The 19,677-nt window shown below is 44.6% G+C and carries 14 protein-coding genes; 11 read left to right on the plus strand and 3 right to left on the minus strand.

The genetic code is table 11. From position 1 onward, the window contains the following. Positions 1–142 precede the first annotated feature (142 nt). Positions 143–865 carry a Bax inhibitor-1/YccA family protein gene (locus JMX70_RS09580; RefSeq protein ID WP_011280732.1) on the plus strand — a complete coding sequence of 241 codons (723 nt, stop codon included), beginning with the start codon at positions 143–145 and terminating at the stop codon, positions 863–865. 117 nt (positions 866–982) lie between these two features. Here JMX70_RS09580 and JMX70_RS09585 read toward each other — a convergent pair whose 3' ends face one another. Further along, positions 983–3,808, minus strand: a complete 2,826-nt coding sequence (locus JMX70_RS09585) for a heavy metal translocating P-type ATPase (RefSeq protein WP_201591613.1) — start codon at positions 3,806–3,808, stop codon at positions 983–985. Between the two features lie 431 nt (positions 3,809–4,239). Between JMX70_RS09585 and mrcB the strand changes: the two genes are divergently transcribed. The 6 genes from mrcB to purH all read left to right on the plus strand — a co-directional run bounded on the left by mrcB (position 4,240) and on the right by purH (position 12,556). Continuing rightward, complete coding sequence (gene mrcB / locus JMX70_RS09590; RefSeq protein ID WP_201591615.1) at positions 4,240–6,738, plus strand: penicillin-binding protein 1B; 2,499 nt, start codon at positions 4,240–4,242, stop codon at positions 6,736–6,738. A 30-nt stretch (positions 6,739–6,768) separates the two neighbouring features. Further along, positions 6,769–7,593 carry a tetratricopeptide repeat protein gene (locus JMX70_RS09595; protein ID WP_201591616.1) on the plus strand — a complete coding sequence of 275 codons (825 nt, stop codon included), beginning with the start codon at positions 6,769–6,771 and terminating at the stop codon, positions 7,591–7,593. Positions 7,594–7,757: 164 nt separating this feature from the next. Then, positions 7,758–8,684, plus strand: a complete 927-nt coding sequence (prmA, locus tag JMX70_RS09600) for a 50S ribosomal protein L11 methyltransferase (protein WP_201591618.1) — start codon at positions 7,758–7,760, stop codon at positions 8,682–8,684. A 180-nt stretch (positions 8,685–8,864) separates the two neighbouring features. Next, on the plus strand, positions 8,865–10,178 hold the full coding sequence (locus JMX70_RS09605; protein WP_201591620.1) for a DUF3426 domain-containing protein: 1,314 nt from the start codon (positions 8,865–8,867) through the stop codon (positions 10,176–10,178). 328 nt (positions 10,179–10,506) lie between these two features. Then, positions 10,507–10,776 carry a DNA-binding transcriptional regulator Fis gene (gene fis, locus JMX70_RS09610; RefSeq protein ID WP_068404623.1) on the plus strand — a complete coding sequence of 90 codons (270 nt, stop codon included), beginning with the start codon at positions 10,507–10,509 and terminating at the stop codon, positions 10,774–10,776. Positions 10,777–10,975: 199 nt separating this feature from the next. After that, positions 10,976–12,556, plus strand: a complete 1,581-nt coding sequence (gene purH, locus JMX70_RS09615; protein WP_201591622.1) for a bifunctional phosphoribosylaminoimidazolecarboxamide formyltransferase/IMP cyclohydrolase — start codon at positions 10,976–10,978, stop codon at positions 12,554–12,556. Positions 12,557–12,710: 154 nt separating this feature from the next. Here the strand turns inward: purH and JMX70_RS09620 are convergent, their stop codons facing one another. Further along, positions 12,711–14,585 carry a SurA N-terminal domain-containing protein gene (locus JMX70_RS09620; protein ID WP_201591625.1) on the minus strand — a complete coding sequence of 625 codons (1,875 nt, stop codon included), beginning with the start codon at positions 14,583–14,585 and terminating at the stop codon, positions 12,711–12,713. Between the two features lie 463 nt (positions 14,586–15,048). Further along, positions 15,049–15,360, minus strand: a complete 312-nt coding sequence (locus tag JMX70_RS09625) for an HU family DNA-binding protein (RefSeq protein ID WP_223808465.1) — start codon at positions 15,358–15,360, stop codon at positions 15,049–15,051. Positions 15,361–15,961: 601 nt separating this feature from the next. Between JMX70_RS09625 and JMX70_RS09630 the strand changes: the two genes are divergently transcribed. From JMX70_RS09630 to iscU, 4 genes are all read left to right on the plus strand, one after another. Next, positions 15,962–16,609: a hypothetical protein gene (locus tag JMX70_RS09630; RefSeq protein ID WP_201591628.1), complete on the plus strand. Its 648-nt coding sequence runs from the start codon at positions 15,962–15,964 to the stop codon at positions 16,607–16,609. Positions 16,610–17,099: 490 nt separating this feature from the next. After that, positions 17,100–17,627: an Rrf2 family transcriptional regulator gene (locus JMX70_RS09635; RefSeq protein ID WP_102076829.1), complete on the plus strand. Its 528-nt coding sequence runs from the start codon at positions 17,100–17,102 to the stop codon at positions 17,625–17,627. Next, entirely contained in the window at positions 17,624–18,850 is a 1,227-nt protein-coding gene (locus tag JMX70_RS09640; RefSeq protein WP_191689656.1) for an IscS subfamily cysteine desulfurase, read from the plus strand. Before JMX70_RS09635 ends, JMX70_RS09640 begins: the two co-directional genes overlap by 4 nt. A 228-nt stretch (positions 18,851–19,078) precedes the next feature. After that, positions 19,079–19,492 (plus strand): Fe-S cluster assembly scaffold IscU, encoded by a 414-nt coding sequence (iscU, locus tag JMX70_RS09645; RefSeq protein WP_201591630.1) that lies wholly within the window; start codon positions 19,079–19,081, stop codon positions 19,490–19,492. Positions 19,493–19,677 lie beyond the last annotated feature (185 nt).

Here is a 19,677-nt window from a genome sequence, read left to right on the forward strand (position 1 = left end):
TATATCAATATTTCCTAGTTAATTAAGGCTCGATAGCCATGTGATGCCTTGCATGCACTCACGTAAACACAGTTGACAATAATGGCGGTTTTGCTAAAGTAGCTGGCAACTTAGTTATTTATATTTTAAAAAGGACAACTTTATGGCAAATCCTATTGTCAGTCGCGCAGAGCTTGCCGTTGGCGGCGCGCCGATGACGGTAAAGGGTGTGATTCAAAAGACCAGTTTATTGCTTGGACTATCGGCGATTACGGGTATTGGATTTTTCTTTTATGCATTGATGGCAGGTCTATCACAAGGCTTCATCACCATGGCTGCTTTTGGTAGTATGTTTGCCGCCTTTGGTCTTGCTATTTTCATCACTTTTAAACCGCAAAAAGCCAAAACCTTTGCCGTACCTTATGCGTTATTGGAAGGTATCTTTTTAGGTGGTATCTCGCTATTCTTTATGCGCATGTACCCAAGCGTGCCAGTCACCGCTATGTGTGCGACCTTTGTCACCGCTGCGGTCATGCTAGGGCTGTATCGCTCAGGTTTGGTTAAAGTCACTGAGAAATTCCGCTCAATCGTCACCTCAGCATTGATTGCTATCATGTTGGTTTATGTGGCGCAGTGGGTACTGTCTTTAGCGTTCGGTTCGAGCTTACCTTTCTTATTTGAAGGTGGCGCTATCGCTATCGGCTTTAGCTTATTCGTGATTGTTATCGCTTCTTTTACGCTGCTATTGGACTTTGATAATATCGATCGCGGTGTGGCGATGGGCGTCTCAGAAGACTACGAATGGTTATTTAGTATCGGTATTCTTGCGACGCTAGTATGGATGTATATCGAATTTATGCGTTTACTAAGCTACCTACAAGACTAAACTAAACCCTGTTTAGCCGTTATTTAAAATAATTACCCACAAAAAACCGTCTTTATAAAGACGGTTTTTTGTGGGTAATTTTTAAGGTTTATATAAATAAGTTTAAGCTGCTTTACATTAGGCACGCTTTAGACGCAGTGCGTTTAATACCACAAACAATGAGCTTAAGGACATACCAATCGCTGCAAGCCAAGGCGGCACATAGCCTAGAGCTGCTGGTATCAAAACGCTACTATTATAAATCAGCGCCCAGCGTAAGTTTTGCTTAATAATACGTTTGGTCTTATCAGCGATACGTTTCGCCGCCGTGATAGCTTCGATTTGACCATTTAGAATAATACTGTCACTCGATACTTGCGCCAAATCTGCTGCGCCCGCAATCGAGGTTGAGACATCTGCCGCTGCTAAAACAGGCGCATCATTAATACCGTCACCAACCATAAGGACGACGGCGCCTTTTGCTTGTAGCGCTTGAATATGATTGACTTTATCGGTTGGCGACAGGCCGTTATAAGCGGCTTTCATGCCTAACTCTTCCGCCATTACCAGTGCTTGCGGACTTGGGTCACCGGTTAGCATGACCGGCTCAATACCTGATTTTTTGAGAGCGGCGAGCATAGACGGCGCACTATCACGTACCTTATCGTTAAAGTAAAAACCTGCCAGCGCTTGCCATGCATTTGACTGACTATTTTGACAAGACAATACCACCGCCGAGCTGGCACGATGAGTGGCTAAATCAATGGTTAAATCGTTATCCGCATTAGCAGCATGACCCGTTCTATCTAAGGCAAAATCGACATGACCGATGCGATATAGGACGCCATCAATCATTGCCTCTACCCCGCCTGCAGGATAGTATTGCAACGACTGCGTCGCTGGCAGATGCAATTGGTAAGCGGCGGTGAGCAAAGCGTGAGCAATCGGATGGCGGCTGCCCACTTCAAGCGCGGCGGCAATCGCTAATAACTTGTCTTTTTCTTCATTGCTAGCAGCTGTCGTATCATTAGTTGCCAATCGCTCGATATTTAATAAATTGGGCTTACCATAAGTGAGCGTGCCTGTTTTATCAAACGCCACATGGGTAATCTCAGCAAGGGTTTGCAGCGTATGGCCACGTGTGGTTAAAAAGCCATAACTTGCCAGTCGATTGGTCGCTACGGTCAGCGCAATCGGTGTCGCTAAAGACAGCGCACACGGACAGGTCGCCACCAATACTGCCACCGTTGCCCAAATTGCTTGGCTTGGGTCAACGATATACCAACCAATGAACACCAAAGCTGATAATACTAAAATCCGCGCTACAAACCAACGCGCCAGCTTATCCGCTTGCTGAGCGAGTTTTGGTTTCTCACTCATCGCCCGATTCATCAGCCTATCAATCAACCCTATCTGGCTGTCTTCTGGCAATGCCGTCACTAGCATCTCAAACGGCTGACTGTCATTTTGGGCGCCGCCAACGATATAATCACCTTGGGTTTTGATGATTAAATCGCCCTCACCAGTTAGCAGGCTTTGCGAGACGGTCGCGGTAGAGCTAAGCAAGATACCATCGCTGATAATCTCAGAACCGGCTTCCACCATAATAATATCGCCCACTTGCAAGCTATGAGCGGTCACCATCTGCCTTTTTTCTGGCACGGCTTCTGTCTGCGCTATATTTGATGGTTTATGATTTTCCTGCTGCCAGTCTTGAGCGATACGTGACGTCAATTGCTGAATATTGGCATCCATACTTTGCATAAAGTTGGGCATCGTTTTTGCGCTAGTGGTTGTGCCCTTTGTCGTTAGATTATTATTTGGATTAAGCACCTGTTCAGCACTATTATCAGGAATAGTATCATTATCAAGGGCAGTATTATCAAGCGTATTTTGCTCTATGAGCTGCAAGATACGCGCCGCCGCGTCTTTATCTTCAGCAATTTTTTGCACCAAGACGGGCTCGACCACCACCAAGTCATTGGCCATGGTAGCGGCTTTCAGGCGTGCATTATGTTCAATATAACGCCCAGCCAATAAGAAGAAAATAAACATACTGACCGAATCAAAGTAGGTTTCCCCTTGCCCGGTAATGGTCGCATAAAGACTGGCAAAGAAGGTCACCACTAAGGCGATGCTAACCGGCACATCCATATTGACTTGGCGGGCACGAATCGCTGACCATGCTGAGGTAAAAAACGGCACACCGGCATAAAAGAACACCGGCGTACTTACAAATAGCGACACCCAACGTAGAAAATCACGCTGAAAAATAAGCATGTCGCTATATTCACCAAAATAAATCGCTACCGCATACATCATTGCTTGCATCGAGCCGAGCGCCGCGATACCAAGCCGCAATAGCATCTGACTGTTATGACGTGCCAGCATGGCTTCATGGGTATCTTGACGATAAGGCTTGGCTTCGTAGCCAATCTCATTGATAACGCCCAAAATACGACTAATCGGTAGCTTATCTTCGTCCCAAATCACCCGCATACGTTGATTGGTTAAATTCACCTGACATTGGCTGATGCCATCTAACTCATCTAGCCGCGACTCAATCAGCCACGTACAGGCAGCACAGCGCAGGTTGTTGACCGACAGCTCGGCTACCGACATGCCATCTTGCGCATAGACAAATTGTGATTTTATTTCATCGTGATCATAAGCTTCGAGGCGCGTCAGCTGTGTGGGTAAGCTTGCCGTACGGTTAATCTCTGAGCGGTCAAGATAATATTGCTCAAGCCCTGCCTCGACAATACTTTGCGACGCCAACTGACAGCCCATACAGCACATCTCGCGCGACTGACCTAAAATATCGGTATGAAAAGGCGGCTCAGGCACCGGATCACCGCAATGAAAACAATGACCGGCAAGCGGCAACACCAGACCCTCAGTAATCGAGTGGTCTTGATAGTGGCGGTTGTTATTTGCTGGCATAGATGAGGGAATACTAGACATAATCGCGCTATTTCCTTTCGACAAGTTTACTTGCAGCCGACCGGCTTTTAATAGACTTGCTCTGATTAACGAGAGTCAATCCCTATGTAAAAAAGCGATTGAATTATCTGCCTTTAACACAGCTACTTTACATAGATATTGGCACAACGTTATTGGCATAAATGAGACCAAAAAAAATCGGTAAAAACGATTAATAAAAGGGGGCGATAAAACTGTTAGTATCAACCTAATTATTAATATAAACATTATACTACAAGCGCGCGGCGTAAGCAGCCTAGCCCTTTATCCCAAAACATTAATACCTCTAAAACACCTACTACGAAAGTCTAACGCCTGCTTAATGAATGCGGGCGTTGATGATGATAGATTGAAAAATTTGTCAATTTGCGTCATTATGAGGCAGTTTTTTATCCCAAAATGGTGTGTCATCAGTGCAAAAGTCTAATTCTAAGCGACCACAGTCGTCTAAGCCTGCTATCAATACGCTACCCTCACAGCAGCGCGGCGTGGTGTTTAGTGGTATTTTATTAATCGTCATTATCGCGGCTATGGTGCTATTGGCGCTATATTTGGTCAAACTTGATCGCACTATTACCACCAAATTTGAGGGTAAACGCTGGGATATTCCTGCTAAGGTCTACTCACAGCCTTTAGAGCTATATCAAGGTGCCAATGTCAATACAGACACCATGAAAACTTGGCTTAAGCTGCTCAATTATCAAAGCAACAAGGCTTATGATCGCACCGGTACCTACCATAAATCTGGCAATACCTACTTTATCCATACGCGCGGCTTTACGTATAGCGCCAACGACGTCGATAAAGAGCAAGTCATCAAAATGACCATTGCTGGCAATAAGATTGAGTCGGTACAAAGTACCCAGCCTGCCAAAACTGGCATTATTCGTCTGGAGCCAGTAAACATCGGCGGTATTTATCCAGACAGTAACGAAGATCGCATGGTGGTGACGCTCGATCAAGTACCGCAGCCGCTGATTGACGCGCTTATCGCCACCGAGGACCGCGGGTTTTATGAGCACAAAGGCGTCTCGATACGCGGTATCGCGCGGGCGGTAATAAACAACTTTACCGGTGGCCCTAGACAGGGCGGCTCGACCATCACTCAGCAGCTGATTAAAAACTTTTATCTCAATTCTGATCGGACGATGAAACGTAAAGCCAATGAGGCATTGATGGCGGTGTTACTTGAGCTGCATTATAGTAAAGATGAGATTCTACAAACCTATCTAAACGAGATTTACTTGGGTCAAAACGGCAATCGCTCTATCAATGGCTTTGGTCTTGCCTCACAATTTTATTTTGACAAACCGCTCAAAGAGCTGCGTTTAGACCAACAGGCACTGCTCGTTGGTATGGCAAAAGGCCCGAGCGTTTATAATCCGCGCCGTCATCCAAACGATTCGACAGCGCGCCGTAATACCGTACTGAATAATATGCTGGCGGTCGGTAAAATTAGCCAAGAAGAGTACGAAAAAGCGATAGAAAAACCACTCGATGTGGCGGACAAACCCGTCGAAGGCAAAAGCCAGTTCCCTGATTTTTTAGATATCGTCAAGCGTGAATTGAACAAAGTCTATTATTCTGATGATCTAAAAAACGAAGGTCTGATTATCATCAGTACCTTAGATCCTATTGCCCAATTGGCAGCGGACAAAGCGGTTGAGAGAAAACTCGGTGAGCTACGTCGTCGCGGTAGCAAGACCAAAGACTTACAAGGCGCATTGGTCAGTGCCAATCCTGAAACCGGCGAGCTGGTGGCAGTGGTCGGTAGTGGCAGTGAATTTACCGGTTTTAACCGTGCTGTCGATGCCAAGCGTCAAGTTGGCTCGTTATTAAAGCCAATTATCTATATGACGGCGCTTGAAAGCGGGCGCTATAATTTGGCAAGCTCGGTCGATGATTCGCCGATTACGGTCAATCTGAGTGACGGTACTGAGTGGAATCCAAAGAACTATGACAATCGTGACCATGGTTATGTGCCATTTACCACCGCTTTGTCGCAATCGTATAATCACAGCGCGGTACGTTTGGGTATGGAGTTTGGCGTTAATACCTTTGCCAAACAGCTACAGCGCATGGGCGTAAAAGAGAAAATCCCGCCTTATCCTTCGGCTTTATTAGGCTCGGTCAATCTTAGCCCAATGGATATGCTGGGCGTTTACCAAGTATTTGCTACCGGTGGTTTCCGCACGCCTATTCATAGTATTCGTAGTGTTATTGATGATCGTGGACATATTTTGCAGCGTACCGGTTTAAATACCCAGCGTAGTATTCCGCCTGAGACCAACTTTTTGATTAACTATGCCTTGCAAGACGTGGTCAAAAACGGCACGGCCAGACGCATACAATCGCTTGGCAGCAACTTAAACCTTGCGGGTAAAACCGGCACTACCAACGACTACCGTGATGCTTGGTTTGCGGGCTACAGTGGCAACTATGTTAGCGTGGTTTGGGTCGGCCGTGATGACAATAAGCCCATCGGTCTAAGCGGTGGTAGTGGCGCTTTGCCAGTTTGGGTCGATTATATGAATCGTCTCAAACTGACCCCTGTCGCGCTGCCAGAGCCCGAAGGAATTGAGTGGTTGTGGCTTGAGAACAACTCTGGCAAGTTGTCTAATGAACGCTGTGCTGATGCGCGCTATCTGCCAGTGATGTCAGCGTATCTACCCGAAGAAGCCAGCAGTTGTGCTATTAGCTTATATCAGCAAGAGCGTGCCCGCGAGCAGATACAATGGCAAAATGAGCAAGGCTCTATCAATCAGCAGCGCCGCCGTGAAGGCTTAGATATTCCTAATGGCGAAGCCGTTGATACGGATAACGACGATGGCGATGCTGATAATGCTGAGCAAGAAGGCGGGTCGAGCAATCGTGCCGATACTTGGTACGACCGCGCCGTTGAATGGTTCTAGGGTTTTTAAGACTTAAAAAAGGGTTTTAACATGGCTTTATTGATACAGCAAACTGTCGCCGCTAAGCAGGCTAGTACTGCTCCTTCTAAAGGGCAAACTAAGCTGATTAATACGATTCTTGCTACTAGCGCCCTTATTAGCGCATTAAGTTTAAGTGCTTGCCAAACGGCACCGACAGCAATAAAAACGTTTCCTGCGCAAACGTCTGCGCCTCAAAAACAGCAGCCTACAGCAAAACAGCCAGTAACGGTAAACCAAGTACCCATTGTTAAAGGCGATGATAATAAGTACTCTACCGTGCCTAATACAGTGCCTACACAACCGGCTTCGACAATACAGTCATCCGAAGCAGAACAGGTCTATACGCCAGCAACACAAAGTCCAATCATCACACAGCCCGATAGCCAAGATACCATCATCCTTACGCCTTCTCGTGAAGATTACATCCTATCCGAACCATCGATTCCTTCGCATAATGAGCTATTGGAGCGGGCGCGGCAAAACTCACAGCAGCGCAGTCAGCAAAGCACAGCCAATAACAGCAACTTGCCAGCCTTTCGTAATCTCATGCAAACAGGTACAGAGCAATTAAAATCAGGCAATCTCAATGGCGCTGAGAGCAGCTTTACGCGTGCGCAGCGCCTCGCACCCAAATCATCAGCCGTCTATTTTTATTTGGCACAAGTCGCTCTTAAAAAGAATCAACCACGTAAGGCTGAAGCGATGGCGCGCCGAGGTTTGACCGTTGCTCAAGACAGCACTCGCCGCCGCAACCTTTGGCAAATCATCTTGCAATCAGGACAAGCACAGGGTAACGCTCGCGTGATAAATGAGGCCAGACAGGCGCTGCGCTAATAGCACACACTCTCGTATTTACCATGACGACTGAATCTATAAGCGCTAAAATAGGCTTATAGATTTAGTCGTTAATTTTTTTATCCAGTTTTTTATTGGGTTTAATGACTGTTTTATTTTACTCCTTTAATTCTTCACTTTTATTTTAAACTAAGGTTACCTTTATGGCATGGCAACAACTGCATTTACAATGTGAAAAAGACAATGTCGATCTCGCTGAGGCGCTGTTATTAGAAGCTGGCGCGCTATCAATCGCTTTAGATGACGCAGGCGATCAGCCTTTATTTGAACCCCTTCCCGGTGAATCACCGTTATGGGATGAGGTCATACTCACAGGCTTGTTTGACGCCAATACAGATGCTGGCAATCGTCAATTACTTGAGGAGTTAAGCCATGAAATCGGCGCACAAGTACAAGCCAGCCGAACGTGGGTCAACGCTGTCGATGATAAGGATTGGGAGCGCGAATGGATGTCCAATTATAAGCCAATCGAGTGCGCCAATAACTTATGGATTGTGCCTAATTGGCTAACACCGCCGAACCCTGACGCTACCAATATTATTATGGATCCAGGTTTGGCTTTTGGTACTGGCTACCATGCCACTACTCGCCTCTGTCTTGATTGGCTGACCGAGCAAGACCTGACCGATAAAGTTGTGATCGATTACGGCTGCGGCTCCGGTATTTTAGGTATTGCGGCGCTTTTACTGGGCGCGCGTCAAGTTTATGCGGTGGACATTGACCCACAAGCGGTGCTTGCGACCAATCAAAATGCGGCGCGCAATCATGTTGACGACCGCCTGCAAGCATTTTTGCCAGAAGACTTCAATAATTACTGGCAACAAAACGATATAAAACCCGTAGAAATCATGGTTGCTAATATTTTAGCCAAGCCACTCATTGGTTTAGCGCCTTATTTTGCGACCTTGATGGCCCCCAAAAGTCGTATCGTATTAGCAGGTTTGATTGAATCGCAAACCGAGCAGGTCAGCGAAGCGTATAAGCCTTACTTTGCGCTCGATCCTAAGCATGCTTTTACCGCGCAAGAAGATCAACATTGGCAGCGTTTATCTGGTACATTTACAGGCTAGCAACATTTAATTACATCTGTTACGATAGAGGAGCAGTTAAATAATGTTGTGTATTTGACGCTGCTCTATCGTTGCCTGAAAATTATGATGATTACTATATAAAAAACCACATAAAAAACTGGTAGCGATTGGTAAGTGATTATGCGGTATTAATACTGATACCTTTTTGGATTCGACCTTATGACTACGCCAATCAAAACCCAGTGCCCTCATTGTCATGCTATTTTTAATATTAAAAAAACACAGTTAAACCAAAAAACAGCCAATGTTTGCTGTGAACATTGTCAACACAGTTTTTTGGTCAATAACAACCTTATTGTCACGGCTGATACAGAGCCGACTGCTGACACTATGGGGCATGAACCTCAATCTGATGCATCCACTACAGCCAAGACTTCTATTAAGCAAACGTCTACCGTTACGCCAGAAGCAAAAGCCACAACCAAACCAAACGTCACCTCTGAACCAGAAGATGCAGATATTCTTATCCATGATGATATGGCTGAAGAAGATTTGATAGATGATCAGTTGATTCACGATGATATGGATATTGCAGATTTTGAAGAGGAAGATTTAGAATACGGTTCGCTCGACAGTATGGACGCTTGGCTAACGCAAGCAGCAGATAGCACCCCTACCTCAACTACAAACAATAGTGACAAGCCGCCGAAAAGTCCAGCGACAAAGCTAGATAAAAACGCTCACGCCTCTGTTAGTTCCATAGAAAAACCTTCTTTAGCAAACGCTCTTATAAAAGAGCCAGCATCAGCTGCCCAAGTAGCCCTTAGCTCAGCGGCAGCTAATGACATCCATGCCAGTATCGATGATAATAGCGATGAGTCTTGGCTTGAAAAATTGCTCAAAGAACAAAATGAAAACGAAGACGGCCATAGTCCAAGAAAAGACACAGATTTATCAGCGCTGCTCGCAAGCATGGGCGTTTCTATCAAAGACGAAGACAACACGCAGGCCGCACGCCTTAAAAGGCAGCAAGCACAAGCCAAGTTTTCACCAACACCTGCTAAGCGCTCGCTTGCTTCATTACTCTGGACACTTGGATGTTTGGTATTAGCGCTGCTACTTTTTGCGCAGTATGTCATTTTTAATTTAGATAACTTGGTGAAAATTCCTGCCCATGCTGAGCGCTTGCAAAAAGTATGTGCCATCGCCGCTTGTAGCTTACCTAGCGCCAATCTAGCGGCTTTGAGTACAAGCGATATCACTCATCGACCTAGCCGCATCAAGACTGCCAACACCTTTAGTGATATCAGCATCACTTTAAACAACCAAAGCACCCAAGCACAACTCCTGCCGCATGTGAAAGTCAGTATTTATGGTACTGATGCACTTATCGGCGAATTTATTGCAGCACCGCAAGATTATCTACTCAGTACACAGAGCCAATTAGGCGCAACAAGTCGCAAACAGCTGTTATTTACCATCCCAGTTGCCAATGCTCAAATCGACAAAGTAAACGCTGAGCCTATTTATTAACATCAGGCTTGGTAGAAATGCCATTTATAAGCAATAAAATTTATTCAAAAGTTTTGCTCTTTTATCAAACTTGTCCTAAATGTTTTAAATCTGTCATCATAAATGACAATAAATAGCGTCAAGCTTAGAGTAATAATAGGGTAATACCCAATCTATTGTTCTGATAGGCGTTGACTTTGTTATAATAGCGCTTAAACGCCTTATGGTTTACGCTTACGCTTACGCTTAAGGACATTATCTTATGCCACCACATGCACCGTATAATGCCACTCATTTTGACCAGGATATTGAGAGCTCTGCTGATTATAAAGACGGCTATCATCGCTCTATCCATAAGGTAGAAGCTTCCTTAGACAATAGCCTTCATGCGCACCAACCGTTACGTGTGCATGTAGAGCGCGTGGTGCGGCAGTATTTTGCGATGCTCGATGATGAGATGCCAACCGACTTATATGAGCTTATTTTAAAAGAGATAGAGCAGCCACTATTGTCAGTCGTGCTCGAAAAGTGCCGCGGCAATCAGACCAAGTGTGCGCAAATCTTAGGTCTCAATCGCGGTACGCTACGCAAAAAGCTCAAAACTTATGGCTTAATGTAATCTATGGCTTTATGCCAGTCGCCGTTACTTACGACGACCAAACATCGCAATCACCACGCTCCTTAGCACCGCTAACCGACATTCAATTGTATGGCACGTTTATAGTTTATGATCTTATCAAACCCGATATGCTCTGCACTGCTTGCCATTATTACCTTGCCAGACGTTTACGTCAGGCTTTTTTTATGGAAATTTTCTTATGAGTACAACTCCCCTTGCCCTACTATCGGTTTCCGATAAGTCAAATATCGTAGAATTCGCCCAAGGCTTGCTTAAAGCTGGTTTTGGTTTATTATCGACTGGCGGTACTTACCGCTTGCTGGCAGAAAACAACGTCGCCGTCACTGAAGTTTCAGACTATACGGGCTTCCCTGAAATGATGGACGGCCGCGTTAAAACCTTGCATCCAAAGATTCATGGCGGTATTTTAGGACGCCGCGGTACCGATGACAGCGTCATGAATGAGCACGCTATTGAGCGCATTGATTTGGTCGTCGTCAATCTTTATCCGTTTGCAGAGACGATTGCACGTAGCGACGTCACTATGAACGATGCGATCGAAAACATCGATATTGGCGGCCCTACTATGGTACGCTCAGCCGCAAAAAACCACGCTCACGTTGGTATTGTAACCGATCCTGCTGATTATACGCGCGTACTCGACGCCTTAGGCGATGGAACGACTCTAACCGCTGCCCTACGTTACGATTTAGCGGTCAAAGCCTTTGAGCATACCGCACAATACGACGGAATGATTGCCAATTTCTTGGGCAGCCGCGTGAATGAAAACCAAGAGGCAGAGAATTTCTCTCGTACCTTTAACGTCCAATTAGAAAAAGTGCAAGACCTGCGCTACGGCGAAAACCCGCATCAAAAAGCGGCTTTTTATGTCGAAAACCATGCGCTAAAAAGCCAGCAAGCCTCTATTGCAACCGCGCAGCAATTGCAAGGTAAAGAGCTCTCTTATAACAATATCGCCGATACCGATGCTGCCCTTGAATGTGTTAAAGCCTTTAGTGCGCCCGCTTGCGTGATTGTAAAACACGCCAATCCTTGCGGAGTTGCCGTAGATAGCGATCAAGTCACGGCTTACCGCACCGCTTTTAGTACTGACCCTGAGTCATCTTTTGGTGGTATTATCGCCTTTAACCGCGAGCTTACGCTTGCTGCAGCCAAAGCCATTATTGACAATCAATTTGTCGAAGTCATCATTGCCCCAAGTATCGAAGATGGCGTTTTGGAAGCGACCGCTGCTAAGAAAAACGTCCGCGTCTTAGTCTGTGGCGAGCTGCCAACGCCTGAGCAGCGCGACAGCCAGCTTGATTATAAACGCGTCAATGGTGGTTTGTTGGTGCAAGAGCAAGATTTGGGCCTTATTACCGCCAACGATTTAAAAATCGTTACCGACGTCCAGCCAACCGAAGCACAGATTGCTGATTTGTTATTTAGCTGGAATGTCGCTAAATACGTCAAATCTAACGCCATTGTTTATGCCAAAGGTCAACGCACTATCGGTGTCGGCGCCGGTCAAATGAGCCGCGTCAATTCAGCACGTATCGCCGCTATCAAAGCTGAGCATGCCGGTCTTGCTACCGAAGGCGCGGTAATGGCATCAGATGCCTTTTTCCCGTTCCGTGATGGTATCGATAACGCTGCTGAAGTCGGTATTGCTGCTATCATCCAACCAGGCGGCTCTATGCGTGATGACGAAACGATTGCTGCCGCCAATGAGCATGGTATCGCCATGGTCTTCACTGGTATGCGCCACTTCCGCCATTAATCAGCGGTTAAGATAATGCTATTAAGACAACAGCGTTAAGAGTAAATAAAAATTGTAACGCATAAAAAAAGCCACTATTGATAGTGGCTTTTTCATATTTAAGGCTTAATGAAACTCGTTAAAGAAAGGGTTTAACAAATGCCTTATAGATCGCTTAACGTCCTTGCGCATTGGCCATATTGGCTTCGTTAATCTCAACTTTATAGACCATGCGTAGATAATCTAGATAATCTTGCAGCTGATCTTGACCCAAATTATCACGAATAATGGCGGCAGTTTGTGCCCTTTGGGCATCAGATAGCGGCGATTGCTGCTCTGTTTTGATGCGATCACCGACCAATAACGTCGCGCCCGTCTCAGTCTCACTCGCTACCGCCACAACGCCATTTGCTGCTGCTTGCTGACTAAAGGCTAAGCCGCGCTCTTTTTCGCTCAATTGCGTGGTTTGACGGTTTATCTCGCCCAATGCTTGCAGTTTAACAGGCTGTTTTGCAATATCAGCAGGCGTTTTAATAGTGGCCGCTAGTTTCTTCGCTTCTTTTAATGCCAGTGCCGTTGCTTTTTGTTGACGCAATATCTGTGTGATTCTTGGCGTCGCCGCTGTTAAAGACAACGTCTTGGTTGGACGATAATTACTTGGCTGTACCCATACCGTACCATTACCAACCTCAATACCCGCAGTCACCGCTTGGTCTTGAATGGTAAATTCATCAAACGCTTGCTTAATCACCGCCGGCTGCGCCAAAGCAGATTGGTTGTTTTCTTTACGATAATCTTTAATTCGTTTTAATGGCACATTTTCTTGCTGAGCGATATCTTCAATACTAAAGCCATCTGCTGCCAAGTCATTAATCGCTGTGACTTTATCGGCATACATTTCCTGGCGTTTATATTCTTTCGCTTTAGCGGTTAGCTCTGCACGCATACTCTCTAGACTTGGGATTTTGCTACCATTGTCTTCAGTCACAGTAAATATCTGATAGCCAAAGCTGGTCTTTACAGGCGCGCTGACCTCACCAACGCTCAAGCCTGCAAGCGCTTCTTCCACGGCTGGTGCATCATTACCAAATACCGCTGGGTTAAAACGTCCGATATCGCCGCCTGTTTCGCCTGTTGGATCATCTGACTCGGCTTTCGCAACTTTAGCAAATGATTCACCTTTCGCAAGGCGGGCTTTAATTTTATCTGCTCGCGCCTTAGCATCTTTACCCGTTAGCAGGATTTGACTGATTTTGCGCTCATCTACGATAGCAAGACTTTGCTTATAGGCTTCATATTGCTGCTGCAAATCTTCTTGGGCAACCTCATTAACTTCAATCGCTTGCGGATTTAGCTGCAAGTAAGCCAAGTCGACCATGGCCGCGCTTTTGAGTTTGTCTTTATTGGCATCATAGTAAGCTTGTATATCACCCTTGCTCAACTTTACTTGCTCAGCATAATCTTGCCATTTGAAACGATGCAGCCAGATATTGCGCGACTCTAGCTGCAAGTCAATCAACTGACTGACCGCTTGCATCGGATAAACTGCGGTACCTACGATGCTGGCATTGAGCTGATCTAGGCTTAACTGATTGCGAAACTCAGCAAACAGCTGGTTTTTTGTCATATTGCGCTGACGTAAAAAGTTTGCAAACTGCTCGTTAGAAAAATTGCCTTCTGCATCTTTAAAGATTTCTTCTTGGCGCAGCAAACGATTGATGGTGTCATCAGAAACCGTCATGCCAAGCTTGCCGGCCTGCTGCTCTAGCAACGTGCGATCAATCAGTCCTTTTAGGACTTGCTCGTGCAGCACATCTTCATTTAACAAACTGGCATCATCAACTTGATCTAAAAGCTCAGTACGGCGGTTATTGACAGCAGTTTGATACTCGGACAGTCCCACGCTTTTGTCACCTACTTGAGCGATTTGGTTGGAATCAACACCGCCGCCAAAGTAGCTTTCGACACCCAATAGAGCGAGCGGCGATAGGCACAAAATCAATAAAATGCGACCCGGCCAGCTTTTTAAGAAATCGCGCAATTTATCCATAGTTATCTCTGCTTTATTAACCTATATTGATGAAAGACCATTGTAATACTATTAATAATATCAACGCTGTATAAGCAGGCAATGGTAAGAAGAAGAACGTGTGCATTTTATCGCTATAAAATAAGGCGGACTGACGAAGTTTATAACAAGATTTATTTAAAATCCTCGTTTATACAAAACCGCTATCGCGCGCCCTATGATACGTGATTTTTGATATATACTCAAAATATTCAGGCGACTATTGCCACTAAATACTACAAATTTCAGCACTAAAAAAAGCACCTAAACTCTAGGTGCTTTTTTGCTCATTCGCTCATGACTTAATGAATCGTTAAATCATGAGTTGCTATCTATTATTTTACTGCCAACCAACGCTGTTTTTATTCGTGTATCACGTCGTCAACGAGCATTTGATTATCTCATTATAGAATAGCTAAAAAGAGTACAGCTTAAACAAAGCGGCTTAGTTTAAACGCTCTTTTAGGTTTTTACCGGCTTTAAAGCTTGGTACTTTGCTTGCTGGAATGCTAAGTTCTTCACCAGTCTTAGGGTTACGGCCAGTACGCGCTTTACGGTCTTTTACGCTAAAAGTACCAAAACCAACCAATGAGATGCTGTCGCCAGCTTCTAGCGCTTCACCAACACTTTCCATTACTGCATTCAAAGCTTCGCCAGCTTGAGTTTTATTTAGACCACTTTTTTCGGCGATGCTATCAATTAATTCTGACTTATTCATAAAATTTCCTTCAAGTTTTAGGGGGTAAAAAACGCTCACGCCAAGTATTGTATCGCTCTCAGAGTACTTAAGCAATAAAAACCACTGGCCTCACGCATAAACAGGTTTCGCTTTGTTAACGCCTTTATATCAAGGCAGCATAAGGAGCGCAAGCGATTTTACATATTTTTGTGCACTCTACTACGTATTTGACACTCAATGTTACTTAAAACTGCTGCAAATTTTCTATTAAATCGCTACTTTAGCTTATAGGATTTAACGAAATAAAGCACCTATCAAATAAAGCACCTATCTTTGTATTGGCTCTTTTATGCATTTTGCCTTTATAACCTAAATACTCAAATATGATGCAGGTGCCAAAACTCAGTTTTTATACTAACAAGCAAAATTAAAAACTAAAGCATAAACTTGGATCGAAAAACGGCTGCCAAGCCCAACTAATGCATTACCAGTCATAAATTTTGGTGTCTTTATAGATGAGCAAATTATAAGGTAGTGACTGACCAACTGACAGAAACGTGCGTTACTTTTTATACTAAAGGCGTTACTATAAGCGCGATTGCATTGTACATTTTGGGTTGATTTTGATATTTGTTTGTCCTTTTATCTTTAACTTAAACAATAAAAACGGATTATTTACATGAAGCGTTCTACGTTGTCTCACTCTTTTCTTAATATCATATTGGTGTTTATCGAGTCGGCGCTGACCCTGCTGTTACGTTTAGACCCAGAACTCCGTAAAGCCGCTTATCCACTCGCCAAGCAAGAGACGGTCGTCGCGCTTAGGTTATACTTGCCTCATGTAGAGGTTTTCGCCACATTTACTACCAAAGGGGTGTTATTAGACGATAGATTGCCTATCGGCCGTAGTGAGCCTGACGTTATTATCAACGCTTATAGCATTCAAGTGCTTAATGCCATCATTACCCACGATACTGAGTCGACTGAAAAGCTGCAAATGCGCGGCGAGGCGATGCAAGTACAGCTGGTGAAGCAGTTTATTATGCAGCTTGGTTTTGGTAGTCTGATTCAAGGGCTGATTAAAAAGATTAAGGGCGGCAAAGGTAAGACCAAACCTACCGAAGCCGAAATGGCAGAAAAAAAGGAGAGTTATAAGCTGCGTATTAAGGAGCAGCAAACTCAAATCAACACCTTGACCATTAAAAACCGTGAGCTTGAAACCACGGTCAAAGAACTACAAAGTAAGCAGAAGACCTTTATCATTACCGCAATTATTTTTGCGGTTATCGCTATCGCTGCCATTATTGCTTTATTTATCATGACCTAATGCCTTACTAACTGCAGTGATAACGTGTTTTTAAAGTTATTTTTCTAACCTTGTATCGCGTTTAATAGGATGTAGGCTTGTTAAGCGCTCTTGCATCCCTTCTGTAATTCATATCCTGCGCGTTCGCGTATTTATTCTCTTTTAAGCCTTAATATTTCCTATCATTGTTTTTATCAATGATAGGAATAAGTCGCACTCACCATTCAACCACACTTTAATCTTGACTAAATTACTCGGGATTGAGTATAATTACCCTATCGTTGCACACATCGGGTAAACCATCTGCTGTTTAATAGCGACAAGACACCATTTAGTCGATAGATGATTTTCCTAAATAGAAGTGCAAGTACGGCTAGCTACTAACTAGCCTTTAGCAATAAGTCGATTATAAATCTATAAAGAACCTATTGATAACCATGCACTTTTGGAATACGACAAGACTAAGTTCGTTGTTAAATAAACTTTTTATGAAAAGGATTGGAGATAACACATGCGTTTGACTACTCGAGGCAGATACGCCGTGACCGCTTTACTTGATTTGGCTTTGCAAACCAGCCAACAAGACAGCGCCGTCTCTTTATCTGACATTGCTAAACGGCAATCGATATCTATCTCTTATCTTGAACAGTTATTTTCCAAGCTTCGTAAGCGCGGTTTGGTCACCAGTATCCGCGGTGCAGCAGGGGGTTATCATTTAGCCAAGCCGCTTGATCAGATTGATGTGATGAGCATCATTTCTGCCGTCGATGAATCTGTCGATGCGATGCAGTGCGGCGGACGCGGTGATTGTCAAAGTGGTACAATGTGCCTAACGCATGATTTATGGTGCGCTTTATCAAATCATGTCGAACAATACTTGAAAAATATAACATTAGCGCAATTATTAGACATGGAACATGTGCAGTCAGTCTCAGACCGTCAGCACCTCACGTTTCCAAACGACATTGCTACAAAAGATATGTCCACAAAAGACATCAACACTATTACTCTATCGACCAGCGAGGCAAACCCAGCATGAGCCAACATAACAACCTTATATACTTAGATTATGCCGCCACGACGCCAGTTGCTAAGTCAGTCGCTGCTAAAATGAGCGAATATCTGACGGTAGACGGCATCTTTGGTAACCCAGCATCACGCTCACATGGCTATGGCTGGCAAGCAGAAGAAGCGGTAGAAACGGCTCGTCAGCAAGTCGCTGAAGTGATTCATGCGGATCCACGCGAAATCGTCTTTACCTCGGGCGCAACAGAATCAGATAACTTAGCTATTAAAGGCGCGGCACATTTTTATCAGTCGCGCGGCAAGCACATCATTACCAGTAAAATTGAGCACAAAGCGGTTTTAGATACTTGCCGTGAGCTTGAGCAAGAAGGTTTTGAGATTACTTACCTTGAGCCACAAGCTGGTACGGGTTTGATTTTGCCAGAGCAAGTACAAGAAGCCCTACGTGACGATACGATTTTAGTATCACTAATGATGGTTAATAATGAGCTTGGTACCATTACCGATGTCGCCGCGATTGGTGAGATCACTCGCAAAGCAGGCGTTGTATTCCATGTCGATGGTGCGCAGTCTGTGGGTAAAATACCTGTCAATCTTGAAGAGATGAAAATTGACTTGATGAGTTTTTCAGGTCATAAAGCCTATGGCCCTAAAGGTATCGGTGCGCTATTTGTTCGCCGTAAACCTCGTATTCGCCTAAAAGCTGAGCAGCATGGCGGTGGCCACGAGCGCGGTATGCGTTCAGGTACCTTGCCGACGCACCAAATTGTTGGGCTAGGTGCGGCATTTGCATTGGCCAATGAGCGTTATGCAGAAGACCATGCTCACGTGGCAAAGCTGCGCCAAAAGCTGTGGGACGGTCTACAAGATATCGAAGAGATTTATCTAAACGGTGATTTAGAAAACAGCGTGCCTAACATCATTAACATCAGCTTTAACTTTGTTGAAGGCGAGTCACTGATGATGTCGCTAAAAGACTTGGCGGTTTCATCAGGTTCAGCCTGTACTTCAGCGACGCTTGAGCCATCGTATGTATTGCGCGCCATCGGTCGCCCAGATGAGTTGGCACATAGTTCAATCCGCTTTAGCTTTGGTCGTTATACCACCGAAGAAGATATCGATACCGTGGTAAAACAGATGCATGAAGCGGTAGACAAATTACGCGCGCTATCGCCACTTTGGGATATGTACCAAGAAGGCGTTGATTTAGACTCGGTAGAATGGTCTGAGCATTAATATTTATCCATAAATTTTAATAGTAAAAAGGTTTAATGGTTATCAGGTATAAGCATTAAACCAAATAATTCATCAGACAATTATAAATACCATTTTTATAATATGTGTTTGACCCCAATTATCGATGAGTAGACAGACATTTAAACTTAATAAGTGAGTTATTTGGAAAGTTACTTATATAACTTAACATTTAAGTGGCTACTCATCATCTAACTAGGAGAAAACCCCATGGCCTATAGTGACCAAGTTATTGATCATTACGAAAACCCACGCAACGTCGGCAATCTTGACAAAAATGCCAAAAACGTTGGTACGGGTATGGTTGGCGCCCCAGCCTGTGGCGATGTAATGCGCCTACAAATCCAAGTCGATGACAACGGTATCATCGAAGATGCACGCTTTAAAACCTATGGCTGCGGTTCAGCGATTGCTTCAAGCTCGCTTGTCACCGAGTGGCTAAAAGGCAAAAGCTTGGACCAAGCTGGCGAGATCAAAAATATGGATATCGCTAAAGAATTGGCATTACCACCGGTAAAAGTGCATTGCTCAGTCCTTGCAGAAGACGCCATTAAAGCCGCCATTAGCGACTATAAAGGTAAGCATGGTGCAGCTGCGGCAGTAACAGAAGAAGCAACCAGCTAAATTTATATAAAGCCTTGCGCTTATTTATATAATAGGCGAAAGTAGCGAATTTGAAAACAAACATGAGTAATACGACGTTAGAAGCTACTAACGCCCCTAAGGTGACAATAACGCTCATGTAATTGTCACCTTTTATTTATTTTTAACGCTTTATTGGCAGTGGTGTTGATAAAAACGCTTTTGCC

The organism is Psychrobacter pulmonis, assembly GCF_904846465.1.
GTDB classification, from domain to species: Bacteria; Pseudomonadota; Gammaproteobacteria; order Pseudomonadales; family Moraxellaceae; genus Psychrobacter; species Psychrobacter faecalis.

Coding starts and splice junctions, on each gene's coding strand:
- JMX70_RS09580 (WP_011280732.1), top strand. CDS start 143: ATGGCAAATCCTATTGTCAGTCGCGCAGAGCTTGCCGTTGGCGGCGCG.
- JMX70_RS09585 (WP_201591613.1), bottom strand. CDS start 3,808: ATGTCTAGTATTCCCTCATCTATGCCAGCAAATAACAACCGCCACTAT.
- JMX70_RS09595 (WP_201591616.1), top strand. CDS start 6,769: ATGGCTTTATTGATACAGCAAACTGTCGCCGCTAAGCAGGCTAGTACT.
- prmA (WP_201591618.1), top strand. CDS start 7,758: ATGGCATGGCAACAACTGCATTTACAATGTGAAAAAGACAATGTCGAT.
- JMX70_RS09605 (WP_201591620.1), top strand. CDS start 8,865: ATGACTACGCCAATCAAAACCCAGTGCCCTCATTGTCATGCTATTTTT.
- purH (WP_201591622.1), top strand. CDS start 10,976: ATGAGTACAACTCCCCTTGCCCTACTATCGGTTTCCGATAAGTCAAAT.
- JMX70_RS09620 (WP_201591625.1), bottom strand. CDS start 14,585: ATGGATAAATTGCGCGATTTCTTAAAAAGCTGGCCGGGTCGCATTTTA.
- JMX70_RS09630 (WP_201591628.1), top strand. CDS start 15,962: ATGAAGCGTTCTACGTTGTCTCACTCTTTTCTTAATATCATATTGGTG.
- JMX70_RS09635 (WP_102076829.1), top strand. CDS start 17,100: ATGCGTTTGACTACTCGAGGCAGATACGCCGTGACCGCTTTACTTGAT.
- JMX70_RS09640 (WP_191689656.1), top strand. CDS start 17,624: ATGAGCCAACATAACAACCTTATATACTTAGATTATGCCGCCACGACG.
- iscU (WP_201591630.1), top strand. CDS start 19,079: ATGGCCTATAGTGACCAAGTTATTGATCATTACGAAAACCCACGCAAC.